Annotated in this window: 20 protein-coding genes; 9 read left to right on the plus strand and 11 right to left on the minus strand. The window is 65.9% G+C overall.

The window, feature by feature from the left end:
- Positions 1-22: 22 nt before the first annotated feature.
- From mfd to AZOLI_RS06440, 5 genes are all read left to right on the plus strand, one after another.
- Positions 23-3,676, plus strand: coding sequence for a transcription-repair coupling factor (gene mfd, locus AZOLI_RS06420; RefSeq protein WP_014247786.1), 3,654 nt, complete (start codon positions 23-25; stop codon positions 3,674-3,676).
- A gap of 1 nt (position 3,677) precedes the next feature.
- Positions 3,678-4,631 carry an ACT domain-containing protein gene (locus tag AZOLI_RS33155; protein WP_014247787.1) on the plus strand — a complete coding sequence of 318 codons (954 nt, stop codon included), beginning with the start codon at positions 3,678-3,680 and terminating at the stop codon, positions 4,629-4,631.
- A 94-nt stretch (positions 4,632-4,725) separates the two neighbouring features.
- Positions 4,726-5,124 (plus strand): hypothetical protein, encoded by a 399-nt coding sequence (locus AZOLI_RS06430; RefSeq protein WP_014247788.1) that lies wholly within the window; start codon positions 4,726-4,728, stop codon positions 5,122-5,124.
- Positions 5,121-5,669: an anthrone oxygenase family protein gene (locus AZOLI_RS06435; RefSeq protein ID WP_044549805.1), complete on the plus strand. Its 549-nt coding sequence runs from the start codon at positions 5,121-5,123 to the stop codon at positions 5,667-5,669. The genes AZOLI_RS06430 and AZOLI_RS06435 overlap by 4 nt, the downstream gene beginning before the upstream one ends.
- Positions 5,650-6,267: a TetR/AcrR family transcriptional regulator gene (locus AZOLI_RS06440; RefSeq protein ID WP_014247790.1), complete on the plus strand. Its 618-nt coding sequence runs from the start codon at positions 5,650-5,652 to the stop codon at positions 6,265-6,267. Before AZOLI_RS06435 ends, AZOLI_RS06440 begins: the two co-directional genes overlap by 20 nt.
- Before the next feature lie 19 nt (positions 6,268-6,286).
- Here the strand turns inward: AZOLI_RS06440 and AZOLI_RS06445 are convergent, their stop codons facing one another.
- Together AZOLI_RS06445 and AZOLI_RS06450 are read right to left on the minus strand one after the other, a co-directional pair.
- Complete coding sequence (locus AZOLI_RS06445; protein ID WP_014247791.1) at positions 6,287-6,496, minus strand: hypothetical protein; 210 nt, start codon at positions 6,494-6,496, stop codon at positions 6,287-6,289.
- Between the two features lie 57 nt (positions 6,497-6,553).
- Positions 6,554-6,964 (minus strand): HIT domain-containing protein, encoded by a 411-nt coding sequence (locus AZOLI_RS06450; RefSeq protein WP_014247792.1) that lies wholly within the window; start codon positions 6,962-6,964, stop codon positions 6,554-6,556.
- Between the two features lie 256 nt (positions 6,965-7,220).
- Here AZOLI_RS06450 and AZOLI_RS06455 point away from each other — a divergent pair, with 256 nt between their 5' ends.
- Together AZOLI_RS06455 and AZOLI_RS06460 are read left to right on the plus strand one after the other, a co-directional pair.
- Entirely contained in the window at positions 7,221-9,833 is a 2,613-nt protein-coding gene (locus AZOLI_RS06455) for a glycosyltransferase family 2 protein (protein ID WP_014247793.1), read from the plus strand.
- Between the two features lie 106 nt (positions 9,834-9,939).
- The gene (locus AZOLI_RS06460) at positions 9,940-10,515 is read left to right on the plus strand and encodes a hypothetical protein (protein ID WP_014247794.1); all 576 of its coding nucleotides are present in this window, start codon (positions 9,940-9,942) and stop codon (positions 10,513-10,515) included.
- Between the two features lie 33 nt (positions 10,516-10,548).
- On the opposite strand, the gene AZOLI_RS06465 is transcribed toward AZOLI_RS06460, so the two are convergent.
- From AZOLI_RS06465 to flgB, 9 genes are all read right to left on the minus strand, one after another.
- Positions 10,549-10,851, minus strand: a complete 303-nt coding sequence (locus AZOLI_RS06465) for a cupin domain-containing protein (RefSeq protein ID WP_044549806.1) — start codon at positions 10,849-10,851, stop codon at positions 10,549-10,551.
- A 100-nt stretch (positions 10,852-10,951) separates the two neighbouring features.
- Positions 10,952-12,031, minus strand: coding sequence for a recombinase RecA (gene recA, locus AZOLI_RS06470; protein WP_014247796.1), 1,080 nt, complete (start codon positions 12,029-12,031; stop codon positions 10,952-10,954).
- A gap of 140 nt (positions 12,032-12,171) precedes the next feature.
- Positions 12,172-14,706, minus strand: coding sequence for an ATP-binding protein (locus AZOLI_RS06475; protein ID WP_014247797.1), 2,535 nt, complete (start codon positions 14,704-14,706; stop codon positions 12,172-12,174).
- A gap of 94 nt (positions 14,707-14,800) precedes the next feature.
- Positions 14,801-15,877 carry a flagellar biosynthesis protein FlhB gene (flhB, locus tag AZOLI_RS06480; RefSeq protein WP_014247798.1) on the minus strand — a complete coding sequence of 359 codons (1,077 nt, stop codon included), beginning with the start codon at positions 15,875-15,877 and terminating at the stop codon, positions 14,801-14,803.
- 13 nt (positions 15,878-15,890) lie between these two features.
- Positions 15,891-16,661, minus strand: coding sequence for a flagellar biosynthetic protein FliR (gene fliR, locus AZOLI_RS06485; protein ID WP_014247799.1), 771 nt, complete (start codon positions 16,659-16,661; stop codon positions 15,891-15,893).
- The gene (locus AZOLI_RS06490; protein WP_014247800.1) at positions 16,658-17,017 is read right to left on the minus strand and encodes a flagellar biosynthetic protein FliQ; all 360 of its coding nucleotides are present in this window, start codon (positions 17,015-17,017) and stop codon (positions 16,658-16,660) included. The genes fliR and AZOLI_RS06490 overlap by 4 nt, the downstream gene beginning before the upstream one ends.
- A 42-nt stretch (positions 17,018-17,059) precedes the next feature.
- Positions 17,060-17,359, minus strand: coding sequence for a flagellar hook-basal body complex protein FliE (gene fliE, locus AZOLI_RS06495; protein ID WP_014247801.1), 300 nt, complete (start codon positions 17,357-17,359; stop codon positions 17,060-17,062).
- 49 nt (positions 17,360-17,408) lie between these two features.
- Positions 17,409-17,819, minus strand: coding sequence for a flagellar basal body rod protein FlgC (gene flgC, locus AZOLI_RS06500; protein WP_014247802.1), 411 nt, complete (start codon positions 17,817-17,819; stop codon positions 17,409-17,411).
- 71 nt (positions 17,820-17,890) lie between these two features.
- Entirely contained in the window at positions 17,891-18,295 is a 405-nt protein-coding gene (gene flgB, locus AZOLI_RS06505; protein WP_014247803.1) for a flagellar basal body rod protein FlgB, read from the minus strand.
- A 298-nt stretch (positions 18,296-18,593) separates the two neighbouring features.
- Here flgB and AZOLI_RS32145 point away from each other — a divergent pair, with 298 nt between their 5' ends.
- Together AZOLI_RS32145 and AZOLI_RS32340 are read left to right on the plus strand one after the other, a co-directional pair.
- On the plus strand, positions 18,594-18,938 hold the full coding sequence (locus AZOLI_RS32145; protein ID WP_244442541.1) for an EscU/YscU/HrcU family type III secretion system export apparatus switch protein: 345 nt from the start codon (positions 18,594-18,596) through the stop codon (positions 18,936-18,938).
- The gene (locus AZOLI_RS32340; RefSeq protein ID WP_014247804.1) at positions 18,935-19,336 is read left to right on the plus strand and encodes a hypothetical protein; all 402 of its coding nucleotides are present in this window, start codon (positions 18,935-18,937) and stop codon (positions 19,334-19,336) included. The genes AZOLI_RS32145 and AZOLI_RS32340 overlap by 4 nt, the downstream gene beginning before the upstream one ends.
- Positions 19,337-19,356: the final 20 nt, after the last annotated feature.

Raw genomic sequence — 19,356 nt, forward strand, 5'->3', positions numbered from 1 at the left:
CCCTTCTCCGAGGCATCCTCCTTTGGTCAGTTACGATCTCCAGCCCGGCCGCGCCGGCCGTCTCCTGATCGGCGGCGCGCCCGAGGGTCATGACGCCCGCATCCTGGCGGAGCTTGCGCAGAAGGCCGGGGCCTATGGCCTGCTGCATGTGGCGCTGGACGACACGCGCTGCGCCCTGCTGGCGGAGGCGCTGGCCTTCTTCGCGCCGAAGCTGGAGGTGTTGACCTTCCCGGCCTGGGATTGCCTGCCCTACGACCGGGTGTCGCCGAACGGCGGCATCGTCGCCCGCCGCATCGACACGCTGACCCGGCTGATCGCAAGGCGTGAGGCAGCGCCGAACCGCGACGGGCTGGCTCCGCTGATCGTGCTGTCCACCGTCAACGCCGTGGTGCAGAAGGTGCCCCCGCGCAGCGCCTTCAAGAACGCGGTGTTCTCGGCCAAGCTGCGCGACCGCATCGACCTGGAGAAGCTGCAACGCTACCTCGCCGGCAACGGCTACACCCGCGCCCAGACGGTGCGGGAGCCCGGCGAGTTCGCGGTGCGCGGCGGCATCGTCGACCTGTTCCCGCCCGGCACGGAGGAGCCTCTCCGCCTCGACCTGTTCGGCGATGAGCTGGAGGGGGTGCGCGCCTTCGATCCCATGACCCAGCGCACCACCGACAAGCGCGACAGTGTCGAACTGAAGCCGATGTCGGAGGTCTTCCTGGACGAGGCGGGGATCGCCCGTTTCCGCTCCGGCTACCGCGAGCTGTTCGGCGCGGTGACCGACGACGATCCGCTCTATGAGGCGATCTCCGCCGGCCGCAGCTATGGCGGGATGGAGCACTGGCTGCCGCTGTTCCACGAGAGCATGGACACGGTGCTGGATTACCTGCCGCGCGGCATCGTCAGCCTGGACCATCAGGCAAACGAGTCGCGCGACGCCCGCATCGCGCAGGTGGTCGATTTCCATGCCTCGCGCGATTCGATGATGAGCATCGAAAAACGCACCGGGTCGCCGGTCTACAAGCCGGTGCCGGTCGCCTCGATGTTCATCGACGCCACCGGCTGGAACGCGCTGATGGCGGAGCGCGCGGTGGCGCAGCTGCAGATCTTCTCCACGCCCCCCGGCATCAAGGGCACGGTGGATGCCGGCGGCAAGCGCGGCCACGACTTCGCGGAGGAGCGCAACCGCCCCGACGTGAACGTCTTCGACGCGGTGAAGGACCATATCCGCGCGCTGCGCGCCGACGGGCGCCGGGTGCTGATCGCGGGATATTCCGCCGGGTCGCGCGACCGCCTGTCCAACGTGCTGGCCGACCACGGCATTCCGGGGCTGGAGCCGGCGGAGAGCATCGAGGATGTCCGCCGTTTCGACCGCGGCATCATCGGCACCATCGTGCTGGGGATGGAGCATGGCTTCACCTCCGCCGATCTCGCCGTCATCACCGAACAGGACATCCTCGGCGACCGTCTGGTCCGCCCGGCCAAGAAGAAGCGCAAGGCCGCCAACTTCATCGCCGAACATTCGGCCCTGCATGAGGGCGACATCGTCGTCCATATGGACCACGGCATCGGCCGCTATGACGGGCTGGAGACGCTGGAGGTCACCGGCGCCCCGCACGACTGCCTGCGCCTGATCTACGAAGGCGGCGACAAGCTCTATGTCCCGGTCGAGAACATCGAGGTGCTGTCGCGCTACGGATCCGAGGACGCCAACGTCCAGCTCGACAAGCTGGGCGGCGCCGGCTGGCAGGGCCGCAAGGCGCGGGTCAAGAAGCGCCTGAAGGACATGGCCGAAGCCCTGCTGAAGATCGCGGCGGAGCGCATGCTGAAGAAGGCCGATCCGGTGCTGACGCCGGAAGGCGTCTATCAGGAATTCGCCGCCCGCTTCCCCTACCCCGAGACCGACGATCAGTTGAAGGCCATCGAGGACATCTTCACCGACCTCGGCAGCGGCCGGCCGATGGACCGGCTGGTCTGCGGCGACGTCGGCTTCGGCAAGACCGAAGTGGCCCTGCGCGCCGCCTTCATGGTGGCGATGAGCGGCAAGCAGGTCGCCGTCGTCGTGCCCACCACCCTGCTGGCCCGCCAGCATTTCAAGACCTTCTCCACCCGTTTCAACGGGCTGCCGGTGCGCGTCGTCCAGCTGTCGCGCATGGTCACCGCCCGCGAACAGACGCTGGTCAAGAAGGAACTGGCGGAGGGCACGGCCGACATCGTCGTCGGCACCCATGCATTGCTCGCCAAGGGCCTGGACTTCAAGCGGCTCGGCATGGTCATCGTCGACGAGGAGCAGCATTTCGGCGTGAAGCAGAAGGAACGGCTGAAGGAGCTGCGCGCCGATATCCACGTTCTGACGCTGACCGCCACGCCGATCCCGCGCACCCTGCAGATGGCGCTGTCCGGCGTCCGCGAGCTGTCGCTGATCGCGACGCCGCCAGTGGACCGTCTGGCGGTGCGTACCTTCGTACTGCCCTACGACCCGGTGGTGATCCGCGAGGCGATCCTGCGCGAGCATTATCGCGGCGGCCAGAGCTTCTACGTCTGCCCGCGCGTGGAGGATCTGGCGAAGGTCGCCGAGCGGGTGCGCGAACTGGTGCCGGAGGTCAAGATCGTCACCGCCCACGGACAGATGGCGGCCAGCGAGCTGGAAGATGTGATGACCGCCTTCGACGAGGGCAAGTTCGAGGTTCTGCTCGCCACCAACATCATCGAAAGCGGCCTGGATATCCCCAACGCCAACACGCTGATCGTCCACCGCGCCGACCTGTTCGGGCTGGCCCAGCTCTACCAGATCCGCGGCCGTGTCGGCCGGTCGAAGAAGCGCGGCTACGCCTATCTCACCTATGCCCCCAACAAGCCGCTGAGCAGCACCGCCCAGCAGCGCCTGCACGTCATCGAGACGCTGGACAGCCTGGGCGCCGGCTTCCAGCTTGCCAGCCACGACATGGACATCCGCGGCGCCGGCAATCTGCTGGGCGAGGAACAGTCGGGTCAGGTGCGCGAGGTCGGCGTCGAGCTCTACCAGCAGATGCTGGAGGAGGCCGTCGCCAACGCCCGCGCGGCGATGCAGGAGGGGGCGGTCGCCGCTGCGGCGGCGCAGGAATGGGTGCCGCAGATTAACCTGGGCACGCCGGTGCTGATCCCGGAAAGCTACGTCCCCGACCTGACGGTGCGGCTGTCGCTCTACCGCCGCATCGCCGATCTGGTCGACCGGGCGGAGGTCGACGGCTTCGCCGCCGAACTGATCGACCGCTTCGGCAAGCTGCCGGAGGAGGTGGAAAACCTGCTGGACGTCGTCACCATCAAGCGCTGGTGCAAACAGGCCAACATCGACCGGGTCGATGCCGGGCCAAAGGGTCTGGTCCTGGCCTTCCACGACAATTTCTATGCCGAGCCGGCCAAACTGCTGACCTACATCGCCCAGCACCTGACGCTGATGAAGCTGCGGCCCGACCACAAGCTGGTCTACAGCCGCGAATGGCCCGACCCGCAGGCCCGCGTGCGCAGCGTGCAGAAGCTGGTGAAGGATCTGGCGGAGATGGCGTCGGGCGGCGGCGTGCCGCGCGGCGAAACTCCGCCGCCGCCCCCTCCCCCGCCGCCGCTGCCACCGAAGCTGAGGCCGACCGGCGCCAAGATCGCGTCGCGCTTCGGCACGCCGTCCCGCTTCGGCCGTCCAACCGGGCGGCGCTGAGATGACCGACCTGAGCCGCAATGCGTCGCTCGCCCGCCGGCTGGCGCGCGGCGACCGGCGGTCGGTGGGCGACGCGCCCTCCGTCGCCGACGAGGTATCGGCCGACCGCGGCAAGTTGGCGGAACTGGTCGGCTGCCTGTTCGACCAGGATGCCAGCGTGCGCATGCGCGCCGCCGACGCGCTGGAACGGGTGTCGCGCGGCAATCCCGGCTGGCTCGATCCGTATGTCGACCATCTGCTGACCGACGCCGTCGCCATCGAGCAGGCGGAGGTGCGCTGGCACATCGCCCAGATCGTTCCCCGCCTGACCATGGACGACGCACAGCGCCACCGCGCCGCCGTCCTGCTGGCGGACTGGTTCGAGAACAGCCCCAGCCGCATCGTCCAGACCAGCGCGCTGCAGGCCGTGGTGGATCTGGCCGAATCGGACGCCGATCTGCGCGCCACCTCGGCCGAGATGCTCGGCCGCGCGATGCGCTCCGGCGTGCCGTCGCTGGCCGCCCGCGCCCGGCGCATCCTGAAGCCTTTCGAGGTGGACGAGGCGACATTGACAGCGGCATTGGTGCGGGAGCAGAGCGGCCTGACCCTGTCCGTGCTGCCCGACCGTCTGGCGGTGGCGCAGTTGCCGTCCGGCAGCGGCCTGCCCGACTGGCTGGACTGGACCGACCCGCTGGTCGGCGCCACCCGCACCGGCGAGGAACTGTCGATCCTCTGCCGCGAGGACCGCGTGCCCGACGGGGTGAAGGCCGAGCGCGGCTGGCGCGCCTTCCGGGTGGAAGGCGTCCTCGATTTCTCGCTGTTCGGCATCCTGGCCCGCATCGCGGTTCCGCTGGCCCAGGCCCATGTGCCGATCTTCGCGATCTCCACCTACAACACCGATTACGTGCTGGTCCGCGCCGACGATTTGGATAAGGCGGCGGACGTGCTGTCGCTGAGCTGCACGGTCAAGCGATAGCAGGGTGCGACTGCGCGTCGCATACCGCGGCCTTGGTTGCGCCTGAAAGTGAACGATGTTAAATTAATGTCATTCACTTTTACGGAGGTCCGAGATGCCGGTTGAGTGCTCAGCCGCTTTCCACCGCCTGACATCGCTCGGCGCGTTGGCGGGTCTGACAGCGATGAAGTTGGTGATGCTCGGAAGCATGTTCAGCCGAACTCCACCCTTCCCGCCTCTTGAATTCGCACCGTTGTTTGCCGCCTCAATCGGGCTTGCCGCCTTGTGTGCCGCCTTGATCGTCGCGGGTTCGCGGTGGTTCGGGCCGGCCGCCGTCCTGCTCGCGCTGGAATCGTTGCTGTCATACGGCCCGCATAAGTTCTATCCGGGCGAATCGAGCTTCTTCGCCCAGACAGCCGCGGTTTATCCGGTGCTCGCCATCGGCACTCTGCTGATTGCCGTCTTTGCCGCAAGCGGCTGGGCGCTGTTCCATTCCATGGGAGGTGGAAAATGACCGCAGCCGAAGGGAAGAAAAGCGGTGCATGGCCGTTGCGCCTGGCAGCGACCTTGTGGGCCGGGGTTATGAGCGGATTCTTCTGGTCCTTCTCGACCGTCGTCATGCCGGGATTGGCATCGGCAAATCCTCAAACGGCGATGCAGGCGATGCAGTCCATCAACACCGCCGTCCACAACGGCCTGTTCGCTGTCGGATTCTTCGGTATGCCGCTGATTTGCATCCTGGTGATCGGACATGCCGCCCGCATCCGCGACAAGGGCGCGCCCTGGGCAGTGGCCGGCGCTCTCTGCTACCTGCTCGGGACCTTCCTCGTTACCGTCATCGGCAATATCCCGATGAACCGGCGGCTGGCACCGCTCGACCCGCTGCTGCCGGAAAACGCAACGATGATTTCCGGCTTCATTCAAGACTGGACAATGCTGAACGATCTACGCACGGTAGCGGCCCTGGCAGCATTCCTGCTGCTGACGGTCAGTCTTTCATTGACCGATTCGCATATCGAATCGCAACAGGCAGTTCCCTATGGTCCGCCCGCGCAATGACGAACGGATCGACATCGAGCACCGCGCCGTCGAAGTCGCCACCCGCCTTCTTACCGAACGGGGCGCCGAACAGGTAAGCCTTCGCGATATTGCCGAAGAGGCCGGATGCCGCCCACCGGCACTCTATCGTTACTTCCCCAACAAGGATGCAATCCTTCTCGCAGTGCATGATGAAGGTTTCCGCCGCCTCTACGCCCATAAGGCGGAGGCGGTGGCTGCGGCGGGAAGCGATGCCTTCGAAAGGCTGCGGATGGGCGGCCTTGCCTATGTCCGGTTCGGGCTTCAGAACCCCAACCTTTATGAACTGATGTTCATGGAGCGTGGGCCGTTCAACCGCATGACCGAACTTCCGGACCGGGATGACGTCGCCGGCCGCGCCCTGCAACTGCTCACCGACAGCATCGTCGGGTGCCAGAAGGCCGGCTATCTGGAAGGCGTCGACCCTCTGGCGGCGGCCTTTACCTTCTGGTCGGTCGTGCATGGCGCGGTCAGCCTCGCGTTGCGCCGCCGCTCGCCCTTTCGATCCATCGATCCGGAGCAGGCGGTGGCGCAGGCGGTGGAGATCACGATGCGCATGGTCGCGGCGACCAGCCGCTGAACGGAAAATCGCGGAGATCTCAGCCCCCGCCCCCCTCGCGCTGGCTCTGTTCGATGATCTCCTCGCGCTCGCCCATCTCCTCCCATTTCTTCTGGACGGGCTTGTCGGGGTCGCCCGACGCCTTGCCGGTTTTGTCGACCAGCTTGTCCTCGATTCGCTGAGCGGCGTCCGACGGCGCGTCGGAGGTCACGGATTTGGAGCGGTCCTGGTCGGTCATGGGGTCGGTCATGGCGGCGGTCTCCCAAGAGATTGGCTGACCACACAAACACTCCAGCCCCGGCAAAGTTCACGCGCCCGCGCGCAGGGCCTCCGCCAGCCGCTTCACCAGCGCATCTGCCTCCGCCGGTTCATACGGTCGGGCATGGCCGGCCCCCCAAACCGGACCCGGCCAAGCCGGATCGCCGCGCGTCCGGCCGATCACATGGACGTGCAGCTGCGGCACCATGTTGCCCAGCGCCCCGACATTCATCTTGTCCGGCGCGAACAGCCGCTCCACCACGCGAGACGCGCGCGCGATCTCCCGCATCAGGGCACTCTGGTCGGCCTCGTCGAGCCGGTGGATTTCCACCGCGTCCTCGCGCATCGGCACCAGGATCAGCCAGGGCCACAGGGCGTTGTCCATCAGCAACACCCGGCAAAGATCCAGATCGGTCACATGACGGGTATCGGCCTGTAGGCGTTCGTTAAGGGTAAACATGCTTCACTCCGTTGGTGGCGTCCCAGGGACGCAACTCGGGGAATAAACCGGACGCTGCTGTGTTATAGCCGGCAGTGGCGGGGCAACCGCGAAGCTTGTATAGAAGGCCGTGCGCGCCGGCCATACGGCGCAGCGGCATTCGTTGGACGATTATAGAGTTCGGTCCGAGGAGATGGTCGGGGCGGCATAGGTCGCCTTGCGCCATTTTCACGGGCCGTATCCATGTTTTCTGGTGCGGCGAGCGAGAACGACCCACATGCGCAAATCAGCCTTCGCGGTTCTGATTCTGGTGATCCTCGGCAACGTCGCCCTCTGGGCGCTGTGGAACCGCCCGGTGGACGAACGGTCCTGGGCCGGCGCCATCACCGGCGTCGCCTATACCCCCTTCCACGCCGACAAGAGCCCGTCTAAGGGCGACAAGGCATCCGCCGACGACATCGAGAAGGACATGGCGGCGCTGGAAGGTGCCGTGAAGGCCGTCCGCACCTATTCCACCACGGACGGTTCGGAAATGGTGGCGGCCATCGCCGCCAAGCACGGCCTGCCGGTCACCGCCGGCGCCTGGACCGCCGGCAAGCCCGAGATCGACGAGCCCGAACTGGCCGGCCTGATCAAGCTGGCGCGCGCCAACAGCAACGTCCGCCGCGTGCTGGTCGGCAACGAGGCGATCCTGCGCGCCGACCTGACCGTTCCGCAGGCCATCGAGTACGTCAAGCGGGTGAAGAAGAAGGTCAACGTCCCGGTTTCCATCGCCGAGCCGTGGCATGTCTGGCTGAAGCACCCGGAACTGGCCGAAGCGGTGGACTTCCTCGCCGTCCATCTGCTGCCCTACTGGGAGGGCGTTCCGGTCGACCAGTCGGTCGACTACGCCATGTTCCGCTACAACGAGCTGAAGCAGAAATTCCCGAACAAGCACATCCTGATCGGCGAGATCGGCTGGCCGGCCGACGGACCGTGGCGCCGGGGCGCCGAGGCCAGCCAGGTCAATCAGGCCAAGTTCATCCGCAACTTCCTGAATGTCGCCGCCCAGAACAAGCTCGACTACTTCATCATGGAAGCCTTCGACCAGCCCTGGAAGCGGGAGATCGAGGGCACGGCCGGCACCAGCTGGGGCCTGTGGGACTATCAGCGCAACCCGAAATTCCCGATGATCGGCGGGGTGCAGGAGATCCGCAACTGGGAGGTCAAATGCGCCACCGCGGTCGCGCTGGGCTTCCTGCCGCTGGTGTTCTTCCTGTGGCGCCGCAGCGACCTGAAGATCGGCGGTCAGATCTTCTACGGCGCGCTGATCCAGGCGGTGGCCTCCGTCCTGGTCTTCACCGTCAGCGCCGCGTCCGCCGCCGGTCTCGCGCTCACCACCGAAATCGCCTGGGGCCTGCTGATCTTCTGCCAGCTGGTGCTGTTCGCGGTCATGCTGATCGACGGCATGGAGCTGACGGAGGTCGTCTGGCAGCACAAGTTCAAGCGCAAGTTCGTCCCCTGCTCCGCCGCCCCGCTGCCCAACGCGGCGAAGGTGTCGATCCATGTGCCCTGCTACAACGAACCGCCGCACATGGTCATGCAGACGCTGGATGCGCTGGCCCGGCTCGACTATCCGAACTACGAAGTCCTGCTGCTGGACAACAACACCAAGGATCCGGCGGTGTGGCGGCCGGTCGAGGAATATTGCAAGAAGCTGGGGCCGAAGTTCCGCTTCTTCCACCTCGACAACTGGCCGGGTTTCAAGGCCGGTGCGCTGAATTTCGGTCTGGCGCAAACCGCCCCCGATGCCGAGCACATCGCCGTCATCGACAGCGATTATCAGGTCCATCCCGACTGGCTGAAGGCGACCATCCCACACTTCAACCGGCCGGAGGTCGGCTTCGTCCAGTCGCCGCAGGACTATCGCGAGTGGGAACACGACCTGTTCCAGCGCATGACCAACTGGGAATATGCCGGCTTCTTCCACATCGGCATGATCCAGCGGAACGAGCGCAACGCGATCATCCAGCACGGCACCATGACCATCATCCGCAAGTCGGCCCTGGAAAAGGTCGGCCGCTGGGGCGAATGGTGCATCACCGAGGACGCCGACCTCGGCCTGCGCCTGTTCGAGCATGGCTATGAAGCCGTCTATATGCCGGAGAGCTACGGCAAGGGCCTCGTCCCCGACAGCTTCTCCGCCTACAAGACACAGCGCTTCCGCTGGGCCTATGGCGCCGTGCAGATCCTGAAGCATCACTGGCGGCAGCTGTCGCCCGGTGCCAAGGAGCTGACGGCCGGCCAGAAGTACCATTTCATCACCGGCTGGCTGCCCTGGTTCGCCGATGCCGCCCATATGATCTTCGGCATCGCCGGCATCCTGTGGTCCATCGGCCTGATGGCCTTCCCGAAATATTTCGAGTTCCCGCCCAACGTCTTCATGATCCCGACGCTCAGCGTCTTCGCCTTCAAGGTCGGCGCGTCGCTCTGGCTCTATGAGGCGCGGGTGAGGTGCGGCTTCTGGGACAAGGTCGGCGCAGCGGTGGCCGGAATGGCGCTGACCCACACGGTCGGCCGCGCCATGTGGCTGGGCATCTTCACCTCCGGCCGTCCCTTCGTCCGCACGCCGAAATGCGAGAACCAGCCGGCGCTGATGCAGGCCTTCCTGATGGCGCGCGAGGAGCTGGCGCTGCTGGTGTCGCTGTGGGGCGCGGCGCTGGCCATCGTGATGGTCTTCGGCCACGAGAACCGCGACGCCTTCATGTGGTCGGGCCTGCTGGTGGTGCAGTCGCTGCCCTATCTGGCTGCCTTCATCACCGCGCTGATCAACGTCTTCCCCACCATCGGCTTCGGAAAGAGCAAGCCGGGGGCGGCGGACGACGCGGTCGGCGCCGGAGCCGGCGACTGAACGGCCTCCTTTAGGCGATGGATATAGGCCGGCGCTTTCGCGTTGACGAAAGCGCCGGCTCTGCCAGACTTGACCACTGGGGGATACGTGTCCCGGGAGGCGGTTCATGTCCGGCACTCTCACATCCGGCCGCGGCATCGGTCCGCCGGAATTCAGCGTCCGCACCACTGCGGGTGTCGAGCGCAGCGGCAGCGCCACCGACCGCAACAGCCGCCGCAATCCCCGCCAGGAACGGCACGACCGCGAGCAGGAACGGCGCGATCATAACCCACCCAATCCGCAGCGGCGGCGCCTGTACGATCTTCTGTTCGACGAGGTCGACCAGTTCGACGGGCTGGATGAGCGCCAGCGGACCCGTCTCAAGGAAAATCTCCGCGGTCATCTGGCCCGGCGTGCCCCAGCGCCCACGACTGCGCCGCCTCCGCTCCATCATGACGAGGAGGCGATTGCCGAGGCGCTGCTGAAGGACCCGGCCGCGCCGCTACCGGTCGATCCGGAACATATCGTTCAGGCAGCAACGGCCGCGGCACCCGATCAGGACGCCGAGACCGCCCGGATGGCTGAACAATTGCGCGATTGCCTTGCCCGCAACACCGACCGCGCCCGCAAGGTCGCGGTCTACCTGCATCTGCTGCTGACGCTTGAGGGTGCCTTCAGGCCACACATGACGATGGACGTGTAGCCGAACCGGCCATCGCCCAAGCCGATCCCCTGGCTACTCCGCATCCACGAGAAAAAGGACGCCGTGGCTTCCTTCCAGGACGCGATGGCTCTTTCCGGCGGGCACGACGAAAAAGTCGCCTGCGCCCATTTCGATCAGTTCGCCTTCGACATCGAGCGTCATCGCCCCTTCGAGGACGAATAGCGCCTCGTCGAAGTCGGAATGGCTTTCAAAGGGAATGCCGGATTCGTCCATGCGGATGATCTTCAGATTGGCCCCGGCAATCTTCGCAACGATCCGCGACTTCCAGGATTGAGGGAGTTCTGCAGCCTCCTGAATGAGATCGACCATGCTCATCTCCCTTCTTTGTCCTTGATCTATGTATTTACAATCTCGGCGACTCAAAAAAAAGCCCGCTGCCCCGTCAGGCAGCGGGCTTCCTGCTCGCTTGGGAACCTCACTCCGGTGTGGAGGCTTCGCCGTCGGCTTCCGGGGTGCCCATCATGGCGTCGGCGACCAGACCGGCGTTGCCGCGGATCTTGGCCTCGATCGCATCGGCCATCTCGGGGTTGTTGCGCAGGTAGGTCTTGGCATTCTCGCGGCCCTGGCCGATGCGGGTGCCGTCATAGCTGAACCACGCACCCGACTTATCGACCACACCGGCCTGGATGCCGAGGTCGAGCAACTCGCCGACCTTCGACACACCCTCGCCATACATGATGTCGAACTCGACCACGCGGAACGGCGGGGCCATCTTGTTCTTCACCACCTTGACGCGGGTCTGGTTGCCGACGACGGTGTCGCGGTCCTTGATCGAGCCGATGCGGCGGATGTCGAGACGAACGGAGGCGTAGAACTTCAGCGCGTTGCCGCCGGTCGTCGTCTCCGGGTTGCCGAACATCACGCCGATCTTCAGGCGGATCTGATTGATGAAGATCACCAGGCAATTCGACTTGGAGATCGAGCCGGTCAGCTTGCGCAGCGCCTGGCTCATCAGGCGGGCATGCAGGCCGACATGGCTGTCACCCATCTCGCCTTCCAGTTCGGCGCGCGGAACCAGCGCGGCAACCGAGTCGACGACCAGCACGTCGATGGCGCCGGAGCGCACCAGTGTATCGGCGATCTCCAGCGCCTGCTCGCCGGCATCCGGCTGGGAGATCAGCAACTCGTCGATGTTGACGCCCAGCTTGCGGGCATAGGACGGGTCGAGCGCGTGTTCGGCGTCCACGAAGGCGCAGGTGCCGCCGGCCTTCTGGGCCTGGGCGATGGCGTGCAGCGCCAGCGTGGTCTTGCCCGAGCTTTCCGGCCCGTAGATTTCGACGATGCGGCCCTTCGGCAGGCCACCGATGCCCAGCGCGATATCGAGACCCAGGGAGCCGGTGGAAATGACCTCCGTCTCGACCAGGTTCTCACGGGCGCCGAGCTTCATGATCGAGCCCTTGCCGAACGCGCGTTCGATCTGGCTCAGGGCGGCATCGAGCGCCTTCTGCTTGTCCATGGAATCCTTCTCGACCAAACGAAGCTGTGCGGACGACATGCCCGGTACCCCTCTCTTAGAACACACGGTCGGCGCTCTTGCAACGAAGCTGAATGTACTCTCTTCGTTCTCATTTGCAAGGACTGATGTTGCCGGTGCGTTCCTATCTTATGAGGTGTACGGAATGGTGTTCTGTCCCCTCACCGCGCATCGCGGATGACCTCCTTCACCTTGGAGGCCAGCTGCTTCAGCGAGAAGGGCTTGGGCAGGAAATGGGCCACCTCGACGCCGTCGATTTCGCCCAGGCGGTCTTCGGCATAGCCGGAGATGAATATCACCCGCATCTCCGGGCGCAGCTTGCGGACATGGCGGGCGAGCGTCGGGCCGTCCATCTGCGGCATCACCACGTCGGTGATCAGCAGGTCGATGGAGGCGCCATTGGTCTCGATCTGCTGCAGCGCCGCCTCGCCGTTCTTGGCCTCCAGCACCTGATAGCCCTTGTTGCGCAGTGCGCGGGCGGAGAAGACGCGCACCGCGTCCTCATCCTCCACCAGCAGGATGGTGCCGGTGCCGGTCAGGTCGCTGCCGCGCCGCTCCCGCGGCTCGGCGGTGTCGACCGGGCGCAGGTCGCCCTGGTGGTGCGGCAGCAGGATGGTGAAGGTCGTCCCCTCCCCCACCGCCGAATCGACCAGCACGAAACCGCCGGTCTGCCGCACGATGCCGTAGACGGTCGACAGGCCGAGCCCCGTCCCCGACCCGACCTCCTTGGTCGTGTAGAAGGGCTCGAAGATGCGCTGCAGATTCTCCCGCGCAATGCCGCAGCCGGTGTCGATCACGTCGATGGAGACGTAACTGCCGGGCGGCACCGTCTCATGCTCCCGCCGCTCGGGCTGGGTGACGACATAGTTGGTGGTGTTGACGGTCAGCTTGCCGCCGCCGGCCATGGCGTCGCGGGCATTGACCACCAGATTGATGATGACCTGCTCCAGCTGGTTCTGGTCGACCTTGACCAGCCCCAGGTCGCGGCCATGGATCATCTTCAGCTCGATGTTCTCGCCGATCAGCCGGCGCAGCAGATTTGCCAACTCCGCCAGCACGTCGGTCACGTTGATGACGCGCGGCTGCAGGGTCTGCTGGCGCGAGAAGGCCAGCAGCTGCCGCACCAGATTGGCGGCGCGGTTGGCGTTCTGCTTGATCTGCATGATGTCGCTGAAGGACTGGTCGCCCGGCTTGTGCCGCAGCAGCAGCAGGTCGCAGAAGCCGATCATCGCCGTCAGCAGATTGTTGAAGTCGTGGGCGACGCCGCCGGCCAGCTGCCCCACCGCCTGCATCTTCTGCGACTGGGCGAACTGGGCTTCCAGGCTCTTGCGCTCGGTCATGTCGATGAAATGCAGGATCAGTCCGACGCCTATCGCAGTCCTCTCGGCCTCGCCGCGCCCGTCCGTGCGCACCGGATTGGCGAGGCGCCGGGCATAGAGCTGGGCCGTCAGCTCCCGGCCGCCGGACAGCCGGACCTCCAGCGGATGGGCCGGATCGGCGCCGCCCTGGACCGACTTCAAGCGTGCGCTCACCGCCTCGCGCTCCGCCGGGACGATCAGGTCGGCCATCGGGCGGTTGATGACGCTGCCGGCCTCGCTGCCGATCAGCGACAGGAAGGCCTCGTTGCATTCCGTCAGCTGGCCGGTCTCGTCGACCAGCGCGATGCCGATCGGCGCGTCCTCGAAGAAGCGCTGGAACCGCTGTTCGGACTGGCGCAGAGCCTCCTGCCATTCCCGTTCGGGCGACAGGTCGCGCACCACCGACCGGGTGTGGATCGTCCCATCGTCGGCACGCACCACGCTCTGCGCCACCGCCACCTGGAACCGGCGGCCGCGCAGCCCCACCATGGTCAGTTCGCCGCGCTGCTCGCCGCCGCCATGGTCGAACAGGTCGTAGGGCGCGGCGGACCGCGGCGGCGCGGCCAGGATGTTGTGAAGGCGCGCCTCCCCATCGGTCAGGTCACCGGGAAAGGCCTCCAGCCATTGGGCCAGGGTGGCGTTGACGAACAGGAACTGGCCGTTCTGGTCGACGGAGAAGAAACCGACCGGCGCATGTTCCATGAAATCGGCGAGCTTGGCCTGCTCGCGCAGCATCACATGCTCCAACTCGCGCCGCGCGGTGATGTCCTCGACCCGCCAATGGACGGAGCCGGCGAAACCGGGCACCGGCTGGCCCTGCACCTTGCGCCATTCCGGCGGATGATTGTCCAATGCCGGGATCGCCAGTTCGGCGGATGCCGCGGCTCCCGCCCGCACCCGTTCGCGCAGGCGGCGGAACTCGCGCGCGCTGTCGGGATCGTCGGAGAACTGGCGTGCCAGCGCATCCAGCGGCCGTTCGCCGCGGCGCCAGCCGGAAAGCTCGCGGAAAGCGGCATTGACGAAGACCACCTCGTCGGCGCCGTCGCAGACCAGCTGGCCCGCCGGCATGCCTTCCAGCGCCCCGCCCAGCAGCGCGCCGATTCGCGCCGACCGCCGGACGACGGCGATGCTGCGGCCGATCAGCAGGGCGACGCCCGCCGCCGCCAGCACCGCGCCCGCCCACCCGATCTCTTCCCGGTCCAGCAGCAGGCCGGCGGCCAGAACCAGCAGCCCGGCCGGCGCCATACAGTATTGGACCAGCATCAGAACCCCGCCGGACGGTGCCGCGCGGTTGGCCGTGTTGCGTGCGGTGTCGGAAAGGGAAGTCGAATCGTCCACCAGATCTCCAGGCACCAGAACCCCAAGCCCCCACTGTCAAGGCGCACGAAGGTCAATCGTCCCACCCGGTGCCGTCAACCGTTCCAGGCGCGCATCAGTTGCGCAGCGACCGCCCTTTCAGCTTGAAGACATAGGTAATGACTTCGGCGACCGCCCGATAGTGCTCGGATGGGACTTCCTCGTCGATATCGCATGCGGCATAGAGCGCACGGGCGAGAGGCGGGTTTTCTATGACCGGGACATTGTTCGATTCGGCGATCTCGCGAATCTTGAAGGCGACCTGATCCACACCCTTCGCCAGCACCAGCGGTGCGCCCATCTGGCTGGGATCGTATTTAAGCGCCACCGCGAAGTGGGTCGGGTTGGTGACCACCACGTCGGCATTGGGCACGGCGGCCATCATGCGCTTGCGCGCGCGTTCGAAGCGAAGCTGGCGGATGCGGCCCTTGACCACGGGATCGCCTTCCTGCTGCTTGTGCTCGTCCTTCACCTCCTGCTTCGTCATCTTCATCTTCTTGTCGAACTGGGTCTTCTGCCACAGGAAGTCCCCGGCGACGATGAAGGTCAGGACCACGAGGACCCAGATCAGCAGGCGGTGCGCCAAGCTGTCGATCTGCAGCAGCATCGCGATCATGTCGATGCCGATATAGGTTTCGACAGCCCCAAACATCGGCTTCAGCGCCATGTAGGCGACGCCGCCGACCACCGCCAGCTTGGCGATGCTCTTCAGCAGTTCCACCCCCTGGTTGGCCTTGAACAGGTTCATCAGGCCGGGCAGCGGATTCAGCTTGGAGAATTTCGGTTCGATCATCTGCCAGGAGACATTGAAGCCGATCTGCCCGATCGTCGCCATCACGCCGGCCACGACGAACAGCAGGATCGGCAGCCACAGCGCCCACATGGCATCCGCCATCACGCGGAACAGCAACGCGCCTACCCCGGCGCGGTCGAAAGTGATCTGATCCAGATTCTCGAAGTAGTAGTTCAGGCGGAAGACCATCCCCTTCATCGTGCCGGGCAGGATGGCGACCAGAACGACCAGCATCGCCGCGACCATCAACCAGTTCGCGGCCTCGCGGGTCATCGCGAACTGGCCCTGTTTGCGGGCCTCGTCGAGTTTCTTGGATGTCGGGTCCTCTGTTTTGGAGGACTCGTCCGCATCTTCCGACATCGGCGTCCTCCCTTTACAGCGGCTTCAGCAGTTCGATGAAGCTCGATTCGAACCGCGACAGCCAGAACAGCATCATGGCGCCCAGGGTCAGCGCGAACAGGAACAGCCCCATCAGCACCTGGACGGAGGTGAAAATCTGGAACACCTGCACCTGCGGCGCCAGCTTGTTCAGCAGGCCGAGCGCCAGCGCGAACAGGATGCCGGTGATCAGGAAGGGGGCCGACATCTGCACTCCCATCAGGAAGGTCTTCGACACCAGCTGCCCGATCACGTTCGCCATGTCGTCCACCGGAATCGCCGCCCCCGGCGTGAAGGTGGCATAGCTGTCGACCACCGCCATGATCAGCAGATGATGCAGGTCGGTCACGAACAGCAGGAGCAACCCCAGCCAGCCCATCAGCGCGCCCGGCAGCGAGCCCGCAGTGGCCAGCGCGGGGTTGAAGATCTGGGCGTTGGCAAGGCCGCTCTGCAGGCTGATGATGGTTCCGGCGACCTCCAGCGTGCCCATCAGCAGCCGCGCGATGGTGCCGAGGAAGATGCCGATCGTCATCTCGCCGGCCGCCAGCACCAGAAGCTGGAAGGGACCGCCGGGCATCGGCGGCAGTTGCGGCCGGATCACCGGCGCCACCAGCACGCTGACCGCCAGCGCGAACAGCAGGCGCGTGCGGGGGGTGATGAAGGCGTCGCCGATTGTCGGCATCACGCTGAAGGCGGTGCCGACCCGCAGGAAAACCAACATCCAGACGAAGATCTGCTCGCCCAGAAGCTGCTGGAGGACGTTCATCCGCCCGCCGCGGCCGCGGTCGGCGCCGGGGCCGGCGTTATGCCGGTGCCCGGCGTGAAGGGTGCGCCGCCATTGTCGTGGGCGCCGACGCCGATGGCAACGATCCGGTCGGCGACCTCATGCTCGAAGAACTCGGTCAGCTTGCCCAGCATGAAAGGCATCAGCAGGATGCTCAGCCCGAAGACCAGCATCACCTTCGGCACCATGGCGAGGGTCTGCTCGCTGATCTGGGTGACGGCCTGGAAGATCGAGATCACGGTGCCCAAAAGCATCATGATGACGAGAATCGGCCCGCACACGATCACCAGTGTGACGATCGAGGTGCGGCACAGCTCGATGACTTCGGTCTCGCTCATGACGACACGTGATTCGATGCGGTTGCGAAGGACGGCCGGCCGTCACATCGGCATGCGCAGGATTTCCTGATAGGCGTTCAGAACCTTGTCGCGAACGGCGGTGACGGTCTGCAGCGTCACCTCGGCGTTGGTCACTGCCTGGACCACCTCGTTCAGGTCGGCCTTGCCGACGGAGGCGAGTGCCGACATGTCCTCGCTCTTTTTCAGGGTGCCGATGCTCTCCTTGGCCGCCTGTTCCAGCACGTCGCCGAAGGAGGCGCCGTCGCGCGCGGCCAGACCGGGTCCGGTCGTCTTCGCGGCGGTGGTGGCGTAGGCCGCGGCGGCGTTCAGCGGATTGATCATGGCGGCGGTTCCGGTCGGTCAGGGAGATGGAGCGATTGGGCGGGAGAAATCAGGTGCGCAGAATGTCGATGGTGCGTGTCAGCATCTGGCGTGCCGTGTCGATGGCCGACAGGTTCGCCTCGTAGCTGCGTTGAGCCTCGCGCATGTCCATCGCCTCGACCACCGAATTGACGTTCGGCAGCAGGACGTAACCGTCGGCGTCGGCCGACGGGTGGGACGGGTCGTAGCGGCGCTGGAAGTCGCCCTTGTCGACGCCGACCTTGGCGACGCGGACCTTGTCCACGTCCATCGCCCGGTCCAGCTCGTTCTTGAAGATCACCGTCTTGCGGCGATAGGGCAGATCGCCCGGCGTTTCCGCCGTGGTGTTGGCGTTGGCCAGATTCTCCGCAATGACCTTCAGGCGCGTGCCCTGAGCCTTCAGGCCCGAGGCGGATACCGCCATCGACTTGTAGAGATCCATAGCAACCGCCTCCTCGAACGCCCGCAAATCCTAAACGCCCGCAAACCCTAAGCGACCTTAAACGAAGCCGGTCAACCGCCGGAGCGGATCGCCGACTTGATCATCGTGACCTGTTTTTTGTACAGGTTGGTGATGGTCTGGTAATCCATCGCGTTCTGACCCATCCGCATCATCTGCTCTTCCAGGACGACGTTGTTGCCGTCCGGCGCCGTTTCGTACGGATCGCGCACCTTCTGTTCCTTGGCGAGGCCGCCGGGGCCGCGGGTGCCGGCCAGATGGGACGGATCGGTCGCCACCGGGGTCAGGCGCCGGTTGTCGCTCAGTGCGTCGCGAAAGCTGAAGGACTTCAGGTCGCGGCTCTTGTAATCCGGCGTGTTGGCGTTGGCGATGTTCTGCGAGAGGACTTCCTGACGCTGGGTCAGCCAGTCCATCTTGCGCGACATCAGCTTGAAGATGCCGAGATTTCCGAGGTCCATGGCCCTGATCCCGTCCTTGATGCCTCCGGTCACGCGGACCGACGCCAATCGGCCGACGCCAAACCTCCGGCAGAACAGCCGTTGGAAGGCCACGCTCCCCATGGTCGCCCGTTTGCGTTAACGAAGGATGAATCCCGGCAGTCGGGAGTCGCACCGGCGAACCGCCTTTACAGTTCGTTAAGCCTACCGGTCCAGGATGCGGCGAGGAAGGACCCCTTGAAAAGGCCGCCTTTTGTCCGCGCAGCCCCGCTCCCCCGCATCGAAGCCGGCCGGTACGTCACCGCGCCCGTCCGGGCGCATGCCTGCGCGGCGTCCGGTCGCCGTCGCGCTGAAATACGAGCTGGGAACACAGACTCTGCCGCGGATCGTCGCCACCGGCAAGGGAACGGTGGCGGAGCAGATCCTGGAGGTCGCCTTCGCCAACGGCGTCAAGGTGCGCGAGGATGCCGATCTGGTGGAGATCCTGTCGGCGATCGAGGTCGACAGCGATATTCCGGTGGAGGCCATCGCCGCCGTGGCGGAAATCCTTGCCTACGTCTACCGGGCGAACGGCACCCTGCCGCCGGAACCGCAACCGGAAGAGCCCGCCGAGCCCATGGCCGCCGCACAAATGGCCGCCACACAAAGGGAGGACAAGCCGTGACCCGTCCACCATCCCCTCCCCGCTCTCCTCAGGATGCCTTTTCCGTCGCCGAACTCACCGAACGGGCGGCACGTCTCGGCGCGGCCCTGGAAGAGGCGCGGGCGGAGGCGGAGGCCGGCGTACTGATCGACCTTGCGGGGTTGGAGGACAGCGTCGCCCAGCTCTGCGCCGCGGCGGAAGGAATGCCGCGCAGCGATGCGCGGACCCTGCTCGGCCCGCTGGGCGATCTCGTCGCCGCCCTGGATCCTCTGGCGGCGTCCCTGACCGACCAGCAGGCCAAGCGCGAGCAGTCCCTCGCCGCCGCGCTGGCGGGACGCGACGATCCGCACACCGCCCGTCAGCGCGCCGCCGCCGCCTATGGGCGCAGCGGTCCCGGCCGCACAGACGATCTGCCCTGATTAGAGAAAGCCCGCCGCTT

The sequence above is a fragment of the Azospirillum lipoferum 4B genome, assembly GCF_000283655.1.
In the GTDB taxonomy this organism is placed as follows: Bacteria; Pseudomonadota; Alphaproteobacteria; order Azospirillales; family Azospirillaceae; genus Azospirillum; species Azospirillum lipoferum_C.